This window comes from Lysobacter claricitrinus (genome assembly GCF_045866565.1).
GTDB lineage: Bacteria > Pseudomonadota > Gammaproteobacteria > Xanthomonadales > Xanthomonadaceae > Cognatilysobacter > Cognatilysobacter claricitrinus.
The window spans coordinates 1462845-1474040 of sequence record NZ_BAAFZV010000002.1 but is presented as its reverse complement, the minus strand read 5'-3'; the positions used below and the strand labels follow the sequence as shown (position 1 = coordinate 1474040).

Genomic DNA, 11196 nt, shown 5'->3' with positions numbered 1-11196 from the left:
GAAGCGGCGTCGGCTTGGACGAATTGTTAGGCCTGCACCGAGGGAAAATGCGGCGGCTGACAAGAGGCCGTAAACGCTACCCGGAACAAGTGCCTTGAGTGCGGCCTGCTGTGCTATCCAGCGAGCCAACGCCTGGTCATTCATCTGCGGCCAGTAATTAGCCTGCAGGGAATAGAGGCCAAGCGCGACGGCGCCGACAAGCGCACCTGCCAAGCACAAGTAGAAGGCATTAAGACGACCAATCTTACGCAGCCACAAAACCAAGGGCAGCTCCACGAGTAGCGCCACCGGGCCGGCAATTAGAATGCCCATGATCAGAACAAGCACGGGCGGGACCATGATGCTCTCGGCCGAAAGGGACGTGAGTAGCGCCATGAGTGCCGGGACGAAAGTGGCGGAGGCGAGCAGACCTAGCCAGATTGGTCGCGAGTGCTGAGATTTATCCATGCGGGCCTAACACCGATTCTCTCTCTAAAGCGCCACGGTAACGCCTGCACGGCGCCACCCGCAAAGCCGGATCTGCGCGGAATCTGTCAAATCAACCACTTGCCGCCTGGATCTCGCGGACACGCTCGAGCACGTCCGTTACAGGGCCAGCATCCACGGTAGCCGAATGCCCCGGCAACTGTCAGGCGGTAGGAGAGCCAAGCATCTCGCGGATTCTTCCTACCCGCGGTCAAAACAACGACCGACACCGTCCCTGCGACGCCACCGCCACTCTTACCCACTCACACAGGACGTGTTGCGGAGGATGGCGGGCATGGATGCATGGGTAAGTATTCACCGGGGATGGGCGCGCTTGCGGTTCTGCCTGCGGGAGGACAAGGGCAAGTACGAACGCGACGGTGCACGTCGCCCACCGGATGATCCCCGTGCGCCCCCTTCAGCCAACAGTTGGCCGGACACACGTCTGACGCCCGACGACAACACTGCACTCACCGCGCCCCGAAGCGCAACGTCGCCCGGCATCCGGTGGCTAGGCGAGCCGTGGGATGAGGACGTAACGCCGCCCTCCACGGGTCGCAAACAGTCGGGTGCTGCCGAGCCCGGCGGCAAGCGTCTGCTGGACCTGGTCCGCGACCGCGTGCGCGTCCGCCACTACAGTCTGCGTACCGAGCGTGCTTACGTCAGTTGGGTGCGGCGTTTCATCATCGCGAACGGGCGCAGGCATCCGCGCGAGCTCGGTGGGCCCGAGGTCGAGCGCTTCCTGACGGACCTTGCAGCGCGCGACGACGTGGCCTCCGGAACGCAGAACCAGGCGCTCGCCGCGCTGCTGTTCCTGTATCGCGAAGTGCTTGGTCTCAAGTTGCCGTGGATGCAGGACGTGGTGCGCGCGAAACGTCCTCGGCGGTTGCCGGTCGTGCTGTCGCGGTCGGAAGTCGATCGCATGCTGGGATCGATGGACGGACAGATGCGATTGATGACGGCGTTGCTCTACGGCACGGGCATGCGATTGATGGAGTGCACGCGGTTGCGCATCAAGGATATCGACTTCGAACGTGGCGAGATTGTCGTGCGGGAGGGAAAAGGCGACAAGGATCGACGCGTGCCGCTGCCGCAGACGTTGCGCGAGGATTTGCGGCGCGCGATCGAGCGCGCATTGCTGATGCATCGCCATGATCTCGCGGAAGGATTCGGCGAGGCGCGACTGCCGCACGCGCTCGCGAAGAAGTATCCGACCGCGGCACGTGATCCGGGCTGGCAGTTCGTGTTTCCGTCGGCACAGCGATCGGTCGACCCGCGTAGCGGACGTACGCATCGCCACCACGTGGACGACAGCTCGCTGCAACGTGCGGTCAAGAAGGCGCGCACGCTTGCGGGCATCGTGAAGCCGGCGACCTGCCACACACTGCGGCATTCGTTCGCAACCCATCTGCTCGAAGCGGGACAGGACATCCGCACGGTGCAGGAGTTGCTTGGCCACAAGGACCTCGGAACGACGCAGATCTACACGCACGTTCTCGGTCGTGGCGCGGGCGCGGTGCTGAGCCCGCTCGATCGTCAGTTCTGAAGAAGCGACGAAGTTCGCGACTGCTGTCGTCAGGACTGGCGTTCCACCGAACGAGCGCGAGGGCTACCGGTACCTGCAGGCGGCCGCCGCGCACACCTGTCACGCTGTGCCAACGGGAACGGCAACGTTTCGCAACGATTGGCAGCTTCGGTAGCCGTGCCGGCGCGCGAAGCAGCCAGTACGACCCGAGAACAGGCTTCGCGTATGCGCGTCTGGACGTAGCGTCATCAGACCGCGTGGTGCTGGAAGACGAAGCACGTTCGGTCGCCCCGATTCGGCCATCGCCTATCGCTCGGCAACGCCCTCAATCCGCGTCGCGGTCGATTCCGTACTTACGCAGCTTCTCCACCAGCGTCGTGCGACGCAGGCCGAGCAGCGGTGCCGCATGCGCGACCACGCCATTCGCCTGCTGCAATGCCGCCTGGATCAACTCGAGTTCGAGTTCCGCCATGTGGCTCTTGAGGTCGAGCCCTTCGGGCGGCAGCGTCGCGCGTGGGTTGAGTGTTGCAGGGTCGGCCGTCGCACCCGCGCCGTTCCGCGAAGACGGAATGACCGACGGTGCAGGCGTCGGCGCAACCACCGGTTCGTCCGGCAACTCCGGCACACCGGCGCGATAGCGCGCCGGAAGATCCGACGCGCGCACCTGGCCACTCGGATGGAGTACCGCCAACCGTTCGAGCAGGTTGTGCAGCTCGCGCACATTGCCGGGCCAGTGGTAGTGCTTGAGCACGTTGACGGCTTCGCCGGTCAGCGTGACGCGGCCGCGGCCGCTGTCGGCGAGCTGGCGCGTGATAGCGGCGATGAGATCGAGCAGGTCCTCGGTGCGCTCGCGCAGCGCGGGCATCTCGATCGGGAAGACGTTGAGTCGGTAGAACAGGTCCTCGCGAAACTTGCCTTCCGCAATATGGCCTTCGAGGTTGCGATGGGTCGCGGCGATCACGCGCACGTTGCAGTTGTAGACCTGCGCGCCGCCGACGCGTTCGAACGTGCGTTCCTGCAGCACGCGCAGCAGCTTGACCTGCATCGCCATCGGCATGTCGCCGATCTCGTCGAGCAGCAGCGTGCCGCCCTCGGCCATCTCGAATCGGCCCTTGCGCTGCGTGAGTGCGCCGGTAAACGCGCCCTTCTCGTGACCGAACAGTTCGCTCTCGAGAAGGTCCGCCGGAATGGCGCCGCAATTGATCGCAACGAACGGCTTGCCCGCGCGCTTGCTGCGCTCATGGATGGTGCGTGCGGCGACTTCCTTGCCGGTGCCCGATTCACCGAGGATCAACACCGTCGTATCGAAACCGGCAACCTGGTCGATCATGCGGTTGAGGCGTGTGACAGCCTCGGACGAACCGGTCGGGCCGACGCTCTGCTTTTCCTGGCGCTCTTCGTCGTCGATGCGCTTGAGGCTCGCGCGACGCAGCGCTTCCTGCAGTTGCGGGCGGCGAATCGGGTAGTCGAGTGGCCAGACCGCATCGGGATGCACGAGCGAACGCCACGGTGCGCGTTCGTCGTGGCCGGGCAGCACCATCAGCGGCGAATGCAGCGGTTGGCGCGACAGCCAGTCGACGAACTTCGTCCACGCGTCGGCGTCGCCGACATCGCCGGCGACGATCGCGACCCAGTCGCTGGCCTTCGCGCGCGACAGGTCGAGGTCGGCCGCGTCGGCGACGAGCCGCGGCGTGAAGTCCATGAATTCCAGCAGGGTGGCGACGCGTTCGGCACGCGCCATGTCGCCATCCACCACCAGAATGCGCGACTCGCTCATTCGGTCGCTCCGACCTCCGCGCCCGCGCGGCCGGCGAGTTTCTCCAGCAGCGGCATGACGTCGTGGATGTAGGAGAGCTTGCTGACGAACGCGTCGGCACCGGCGCGCAGTGCGTGCTCGCGGTGTTCGGCATCATCGAAATGGCTGGCGATGACGACGTAGGGCGGGGCGTCCTGCGCCTTGATCAGGCGCGTGGCCTGCAGGCCGCCCATCTCGGGCATCGCAAGGTCCATCAGCACGACGTCCGGACGCAGCGCTTCGCACTGCGCGATCGCTTCGATGCCGTTACCGGCGGAGCCGACGATGTTCACCCAGTCGAGTCGACGCAGGTGGCGCACGGCCGCGTTGATGAAGCCTTCGTGGTCGTCGACCAACAGGACACTCAGCATTCGGTTCTCCTCGTCTCCCTCACCGGGCCGCGACGGCGACCGCGGGGCGCTGGCGCACCCGTGCGGGGGCGATGTCCAGCTGGTCCCGGTACTTTGCCACCGTACGCCGCGCGATGCGTATCCCCTGTCGGGCCAGCAGGCCGGCGATCGTCTCGTCGGCCAGCGGGGCGTGCGGGGGTTCGGCGTCGATCAGGCGCTTGACCATCGCCTTCACCGCCGCGCCCGACACCTCCGCGCCTTCCAGTCGCACCGCGAAGAGGCGCTTGAGTTCGAAGGTGCCGCGCGGGGTCTGGATGTACTTGCCGGTGGTGATGCGCGAGACGGTCGACTCGTGCATGCCGATCGCGTCGGCCACTTCGCGCAACGTGAGCGGCGCGATGGCTTCCTCACCCTGTTCGAGGAACGCCTGCTGGCGTTCGACGAGCACCTGCGTGGTGCGCATCAGCGTGTCGTTGCGCATGGCGATGCCACGCACCAGCCAGCGCGCTTCGTCGAGCAGGCCGCGCAATGCGCTGACGTCGCCGGACGCGCCCGACAGGCCGGACTCGCAATGCGACGAGATGCGCACTTTCGGCAGCGTGCGACCGTTGAGGTTCACGCGCCAGCTGCCACCGAGCTTGCGCACGACGACGTCCGGGACGACGTGGGCGTCGTCGTCGTTCGTCGGCTCCGGCACCGGGCAGGCGTCGAGCGAAAGGATGAGCGCGACCGCTGCGTCCGCCGCCGCGGTGCTGCAGTCGAGTGCCGACGCCAGCGCGCGGCCGTCGTGGCGGGCGAGGGTTGCGAGGGTTGCGAGGTGTTCGCGCACGATGCGGCGCGCGAGGTCGCGGTCGTCGCAGGCGGGCATGCGGTCGAGCTGCGCGACCAGGCATTCGCTGGCGTCGACGGCGCAGAGGCCGGCCCAGTCGCCGTTGAGCAGGCGCAGGCGGACGATCTCCATCGCCTTCACCGGCACGCCGAGCTCCGCCGCGCCTTCGGCGGCCAGCGAATCGCGTTCGCCTTCGAGCAGCCCGGCGTCGGACGTGCGGTCCAGCCACCACGCGGCGATCGCGAGGTCGGCCATCGACCAGTCGAGGCGCAACTCCTTCAGCAGGCGCAGGCGCCAGTCGGAGGATTCGCCGTCCATGATGCGGGCGGTGGCGTCGTCATCCCCCGCGGTGACGCCGCCACTGCTGCCGGAGAGGAACTGCGGCTCCGGCAGTTCGTCCCAGGCCGCGGCTTCGTACGAGGCTTCGTCGGAGTCCGCGTCGTGGCCATCCGCGTCCGTCTCGCCGGCGTCGTCGCCTTCGTCGAGCTCGAGCATCGGGTTCCGGTCCAGCGCCTGGCGCAGCTCCATCTCGAGCTGCGGCGCGGTCAGCTGCAGCAGCCGGATCGACTGCAGCAACTGCGGCGTCAGGTTGAGCGACTGCGACATCTGTGCGCGAACCGACGCCTTCATGCGAGCCTCCCCTCCGGTCGTTTTCGTTAGTACGGCATGAATCCTGCAGCGCATCGTGCAGGAGCCGTGCCAGACGCCGCATAGGGGCGATCCCGACGCGAGGGCCACGGGTGAAGTAGGGGCGGTCGGGGAAACCCCGACAACGGCGTCGACATTCCGGCGCGAACTGTGGCGCGGTCCGAAATTGCGCGGCCGGTCCGGTCGGGAAGATGAATCGATACCCGACGAACGGTCGAGGCCGCTCAGCGCGGTACGGCGTCCTTCGACGGCACGCGCGCGCTCCACTGCACGGCGGTGCGCACGAGTTCGACCGCGTTGCGGCAGCCCAGCGCTTCCATCAGCCGCGCGCGATGGGTCTCGACGGTCTTGATCGAAATACCGAGGTCCGCGGCGATCTGCTTGGTGGTGCGGCCTGCGCCGAGTGCGGCGAGGATCTCGCGCTGGCGCGGTGGCAGCGTCGACGGGTCGGCGCCCTTGCGTGCGCGCGTCGCCGCATCGCCCAGCATCGCCGACGACACCTGCGGGCTGAGGAACACCTGGCCGGCGAACGCGGCGCGCAGCGCGATGTCGAGTTCCGCGGGCGCGGCTTCCTTGACGACGAATCCGCTCGCGCCCCGGGCGAGTGCTTCGCGTACGTGCGCGCCGTCGTCATGCATCGACATGATGACCACCGCGGTGTCGGGCGCGACGCGACGCAGCTCTTCGAGCGTGTCGAAGCCGTTGCGGCCGGGCATGGACAGGTCGAGCAGCACGACGTGCGGATGAAGCTCGCGGACACGGATGACGGCTTCGTCGCCGCTCGCGGCCTCGCCGACCACCTCGATCCCGTCGAACGATTCGACGAGCCGGCGAAGGCCGGCGCGGATCAGGGTGTGGTCGTCGCAGATCAGGACGCGCACGCGGCTCGTGTCGAGGAAAGTCGCCCGCACCTTAGCCGAGCGGGCGTGGAGCCGCCAACACGATCGCGGTCAGCGTTGGCGCCGGCGCTCGGCAACGGCCCGGCGATGCAGGCGGAACAGGTGCCGTTCCAGCAGCGCCTCGAGGCCCGCGGGCAGCGGGTCGAAGCGCAGCCAGGCGCGATTCCCGCCGTCGACCGCCTCGATCGCCAGCACGTGCGCCGGCAGCAGCAGCGCCTCGGGCAGCGTGTCGGAAGGCTGCAGGCGCAGTACGAGCGCCTCGCCGACCGTGGGCAGGGCAGCGTCGGCGTCCAGCGCGACGGCGGCGCCACGTGCGGACCAGTCGAGCGCACGCACCGGGTCGGCCGGCTGGTCGCGTTGCATCAATGCGCCGACGAGGCCGACGAGCAGGTCCACCTTCGCTTCAAGCCGGCGGATCGCGGGATCCGCGCCAGGCTCGTCGGTTTCGTCCGGGCGCGCGTCGTCGACCATCGCGAGCGCGCGCATCAGCGCTTCGCCGCGGGCGAGCGCGGCGCGCTGTCGCGTCTCGGGAAGCGGTGGCAGCAGCGCGAGCGGCCGTGCGTCCTCGCTGGCGATGGCATCGCCGAACAGCGAGTCGCGCGCGGCCTCGACGCTCACCCCGCGTCCTGCAGGTAGGCCTTGACCGCGCGGCTGTCGCGGCCGAGGCGCTCGAGCGAACGCGCGGCGTCGTCGCGTGCCGCGCGCAGTTCGTCGATCAGGCCGCGCTGTGCGGCGAGCAGCTGCAGCCACGATTCGCGACAGCTCTTTTCGGCGTCGGTGCCCGTATCGAACGTCGCGCGCAGCGCGTTCTCATGCTCGACGAGCAATGCATGCGCGCCGTCGAAATCGTTGTTGGCGATGCAGGTGCGGATCGCGTCGGTCGGCAATGCAGGCGTCATGCGCCAGCTCCGATCGCAGCGCGTGCCGTGGCGGCGCCGGGGGCGATCGCCGTCCATGCCGATTCGATGTCGGCGATCAGGCCATCGCATTCGCGCAGCGTGGCGGTGTCGTTGGCGACGTTCGCTTCCAGCAGGCGACGCTGCACGTAGTCGTAGAGCGCGAGCAGGTTCTGCGCGATCTCGCCACCCGCGTCCATGTTCAGCGAACCGGCGAGGTGGCCGACGATGGTCGACGCCTCGCTGATCGCCTGCCCCTTGCGGGCGACGTTGCCCGCGTCGATGCATGCCGCGGCGAGCTGCAGGCGCTCGCGCAGGCCGGCGAACATCAGCGCGACGAGGCGATGCGGATCGGCCTCGAGCACGGCGCTGGACACCGCGGTCTGTCGGTACTGGCTGGCGAGGGCGTGATGGCTCATGGCGATGCTCGGTATTTCGATCAGGAGGGCAGCGAAGCAAGCTGCTGCGTCAGGTAACTGCTCGTCGATTGCAGCTGGGTCACGAGGGAATCGAGCGCGGTGAACTGCGTGCGGTACTGCGTGGTCAGCTGATCGATGTGTACCTGGTAGTTATCGCGCTGCTTCTGCAGATCCTTGAGCTTTTTATTGAGACTATCGGTACGGCTGCTCAAAACGCTGCCGGCGCCGACCCACGAATCCATCGAACCGCGCAACTGCTTGCCCAGCGTCGCGCTCGGGCCGAACAACTTGCTGACAGCGGCCGGGTCCGCGGTGATCGCCGCGTCGAACTTCGCGCCATCGAGCGTGAGCGAGCCGTCGACGGCGGTCTTGAAGCCGAGCTTGGACAGGTCGCCATACGAGCCGGAGATCAGCGACCGCATGTTCTGCATGATCGAGCGCGGCGTCGCGTCGCCGACCAGCGCGCCCGCGCTCTGCGAGCTGGAACCCGCCTGGCTCAGCGAACGCATCTGGCCGAGCGCGGTGTTGTACGAGCTCACGAACACCAGCATCGATGCCTTGAGCGAACTCGCATCGGTGGTGACGTCGAGCGAATACGGCGTATTCGGCGCGGCTTTGGTGAGCGTGATCGACACGCCGTCGAGGCCGTCGGAAATCGTGTTCGAACTCGACGTGCGCACCACGCCGTCGATTTTTACCTGCGCGTCCTGCGCGGGCGACATCTGCGTCAGCGTGCCGCCGGTGGTGGCGAGCACGCCGAGGCCGCCGTCGCCGCCGCTGGTGGTGATGGTGAGCTGCCCGGCGCTGCCGGTCTTGGTCGCGGCGATGGTGAGCACGTCGCCGGCGTCGCCATGCACGATGCTGGCGGTGACGCCCTTGTCGGCAACCTTGGCGTTGATCGCGTCGCGAATGTTCGCCAACGTGCCGCTGTTCTCGGCGATGTCGATGTCGACCGCCGTGCCGGTGCCGACCTGCACGCTCAAGCGGCCGTAACCGACCTGCGTGGCGGCATCGACGGGCGCGCTCTGCAGCTTGTGCGCGGTGGCGAGGCGTTCGACGCTGATCGAATAGTTGCCGAGCTTGGCGGACGACGTCGCGCTCGCGGTGTAGCCCGCGTCGGTCGCGACCGTGGCCTTGCGGCCGGGCAGGGCGCCGTCGCCGTCGTAGCGCTTGATCGTGCTCTGCAGGCTCGACATCGCGCTGCTGATCTGGCCGAAAGCCGAGAGCTGCGTCTGCGCGGTCGTCTGGATCGTGTCGAAGCGCTTGTCGGTCGGCGCGCGCTCGGCGGCGATCAGCTGGCTGACGAGTGTGGTGACGTCGATCGATCCGCCGCTGGTGATGCTGGCCATGCAACCTCCGGATCGCCGCGGTGCGGCGCTTTCCCGGAGTCGTTAACGGCGGTGGACGGGCGCGCTTTAGCGGCTGTAGGCGTTCAGGCGCGGGCGTCGAGCAGCGAGCCTGTGATCGCAAGGCGGCGTGCGATGGCGAGCGCGGCCTCGTCGGGAATCTGCAGGATGACGGCGCCTTCGTGATCGAGCACGGAAACGACGATCCGGTGTGATGCGTTGTCGACGCGGAAGCGCAACGAGGTGTCGCTGTCGGCGATCAGTTCGTCGAGTTGCTTCTGCAACGCGGCGGGCGTGCGCGGCGCGGACGGTGCTGCCGGTGCGTGCGACGACGAAACCCCGGCGGCGTGCGTCGAGGCGGGAGGCAAAGCGGATTTGACGGATGCGATGTCGGACATGGCGACTCACATATGCGAAACCCGGGACGCGAAATGCGTCCCGGGCTCCGTTTGCGGCGAGGGATCGATCAGCGCAGGAGGCTGAGGACGCCCTGGGTCGCCTGGTTGGCCTGCGCGAGCATCGCGGTGCCGGCCTGCTGCAGGATCTGCGTGCGCGACAGCTCGGCAGTTTCCTTGGCGTAGTCGGCGTCGCGGATGCGGCTGCGCGAAGCGGTCAGGTTCTCGGAGGTCGTGGTGAGGTTCGAGACGACCGAGGTGAAGCGGTTCTGCAACGCACCGAGGTTTGCACGCGAGGTGTTGACCGACTTGAGCGCCGCGTCGGCGACGTCGATCGCCATCTGCGCGCCGGCGAAGGACGACACGTTGACGTTGCCGATGCCGGTGGTGGTGCTGGACGTCGCCGAGAACGCGTTGGCGAAGCCGGCAACCGTGGCGCTGTTGGTCGTACCCGCGACGGTGATCGCGGCGGCCGACGACAGCGTCAGCTGACCCGAAGCCTGGTCGTACGAAGCGCCGACGCCCGTCTGCGAGGACACGCGGTTGATCGCTTCGGCGAGCTGGCCGACGCGCTCCTGCGCGCTACCGGCGGCGCCGATCGCGCCGATGTCGGTACCGTTGATCGTCACGCCGCCGGCGGCGATCGCCGTGGCGAAGCCGGAGACCGACGAAGCCGCGACGGAACCCGTGTAGCGGGTGACCGCGCCGCCGAGGGCCGACGTCTGGACGTTGGCGATCGAGGCGACGGTGATCGTCTCGCCCGAGTTCGCGCCGACCTGGAAGGCGACGCCGGCGAACGAACCGTCCAGCAGGCTCACGCCGTTGAACTTGGTGGTCTGCGAAACGCGCTGGATTTCCGACTGCAGCTGCGTGACTTCGGCGTTCAGCGCGTCACGGTCCGACTGCGAGTTGGTGCCGTTCGAGGCCTGCACGGCCAGCTCGCGGATACGCTGCAGGTTGTTGCCGACTTCGCCGAGGGCGCCTTCGGCCGTCTGGGCGAGCGACACGCCGTCGTTGGCGTTGCGGGCAGCCTGGTCGAGGCCGCGGATCTGCGAGGTCATGCGCTCGGAGATCGAGAGGCCGGCGGCGTCGTCCTTCGCGCTGTTGATGCGGAGACCCGACGACAGGCGCTGGATGCTCGTGGCGAGGCTGGCACCGCTGGTCGCCAGATTGCGCTGCGCGTTGAGCGACATCACGTTGGTGTTAATGGCGGACATTGCTGTTCTCCTGATGAGGATCCGGCGGGCGGCGAAAGCCTCTCTGGCCGGTTTCTGCAGGGTTTGGCGGGATTGCCTTCGCCGCTGCTGTGGTGAGTAACGGCATCGCCGCGTGGGCCTTTAGGCCGCTTCGACGCGTCAAGACGTTTTTGCTCGACTTGTGATGCGTGTCGCGCCGGATGTGCATGCGCGTTCGGCGGCGATGCGCAAAACTTGAGCGGCGGTGTGTGAACGCGACAGCGTTCATCGCGGTGCGTGAAGGGGCTACGTTATCGGTGCGAACGCCGAAAACTTGAGTTTTCCCGGGTTTTTGGGCTGTTTACGCGTTTTATCGCCATTCGCAACGTGGGTCGCTCATGTAGTGCGCGTCGCGAAGCCGATGCGGACCGGATGCCTGCATCGACAGCCATGT

Annotated in this window: 12 protein-coding genes; 1 reads left to right on the top strand and 11 read right to left on the bottom strand. The window is 67.6% G+C overall.

The features are described 5' to 3' along the window. Positions 1 to 339: hypothetical protein (locus ACKTTN_RS11730; RefSeq protein ID WP_407910007.1), on the bottom strand; the 339-nt coding region annotated here is incomplete at its 3' end. Positions 340 to 1060: 721 nt separating this feature from the next. Here ACKTTN_RS11730 and ACKTTN_RS11725 point away from each other — a divergent pair. Continuing rightward, positions 1061 to 2011, top strand: coding sequence for an integron integrase (locus tag ACKTTN_RS11725; RefSeq protein ID WP_407910081.1), 951 nt, complete (start codon positions 1061 to 1063; stop codon positions 2009 to 2011). A gap of 304 nt (positions 2012 to 2315) precedes the next feature. Here the strand turns inward: ACKTTN_RS11725 and ACKTTN_RS11720 are convergent, their stop codons facing one another. The 10 genes from ACKTTN_RS11720 to ACKTTN_RS11675 form a co-directional block, all read right to left on the bottom strand. Then, complete coding sequence (locus ACKTTN_RS11720; RefSeq protein ID WP_407910006.1) at positions 2316 to 3767, bottom strand: sigma-54 dependent transcriptional regulator; 1452 nt, start codon at positions 3765 to 3767, stop codon at positions 2316 to 2318. Continuing rightward, positions 3764 to 4156 carry a response regulator gene (locus ACKTTN_RS11715; protein WP_036142032.1) on the bottom strand — a complete coding sequence of 131 codons (393 nt, stop codon included), beginning with the start codon at positions 4154 to 4156 and terminating at the stop codon, positions 3764 to 3766. The genes ACKTTN_RS11720 and ACKTTN_RS11715 overlap by 4 nt, the downstream gene beginning before the upstream one ends. 19 nt (positions 4157 to 4175) lie before the next feature. Continuing rightward, positions 4176 to 5594, bottom strand: a complete 1419-nt coding sequence (rpoN, locus tag ACKTTN_RS11710) for an RNA polymerase factor sigma-54 (protein WP_407910005.1) — start codon at positions 5592 to 5594, stop codon at positions 4176 to 4178. 242 nt (positions 5595 to 5836) lie between these two features. Next, positions 5837 to 6493, bottom strand: a complete 657-nt coding sequence (locus tag ACKTTN_RS11705; RefSeq protein WP_407910004.1) for a response regulator — start codon at positions 6491 to 6493, stop codon at positions 5837 to 5839. 69 nt (positions 6494 to 6562) lie between these two features. Further along, positions 6563 to 7129, bottom strand: a complete 567-nt coding sequence (locus ACKTTN_RS11700; protein ID WP_407910003.1) for a PilZ domain-containing protein — start codon at positions 7127 to 7129, stop codon at positions 6563 to 6565. Next, positions 7126 to 7410 (bottom strand): hypothetical protein, encoded by a 285-nt coding sequence (locus ACKTTN_RS11695; RefSeq protein ID WP_407910002.1) that lies wholly within the window; start codon positions 7408 to 7410, stop codon positions 7126 to 7128. Before ACKTTN_RS11695 ends, ACKTTN_RS11700 begins: the two co-directional genes overlap by 4 nt. Beyond that, on the bottom strand, positions 7407 to 7826 hold the full coding sequence (gene fliS / locus ACKTTN_RS11690) for a flagellar export chaperone FliS (protein WP_407910001.1): 420 nt from the start codon (positions 7824 to 7826) through the stop codon (positions 7407 to 7409). Before fliS ends, ACKTTN_RS11695 begins: the two co-directional genes overlap by 4 nt. 20 nt (positions 7827 to 7846) lie before the next feature. Continuing rightward, positions 7847 to 9175, bottom strand: coding sequence for a flagellar filament capping protein FliD (gene fliD, locus ACKTTN_RS11685; protein ID WP_407910000.1), 1329 nt, complete (start codon positions 9173 to 9175; stop codon positions 7847 to 7849). A gap of 83 nt (positions 9176 to 9258) precedes the next feature. After that, on the bottom strand, positions 9259 to 9570 hold the full coding sequence (locus ACKTTN_RS11680; protein WP_407909999.1) for a flagellar protein FlaG: 312 nt from the start codon (positions 9568 to 9570) through the stop codon (positions 9259 to 9261). A gap of 68 nt (positions 9571 to 9638) precedes the next feature. After that, on the bottom strand, positions 9639 to 10784 hold the full coding sequence (locus ACKTTN_RS11675; protein WP_407909998.1) for a flagellin: 1146 nt from the start codon (positions 10782 to 10784) through the stop codon (positions 9639 to 9641). Positions 10785 to 11196 lie beyond the last annotated feature (412 nt).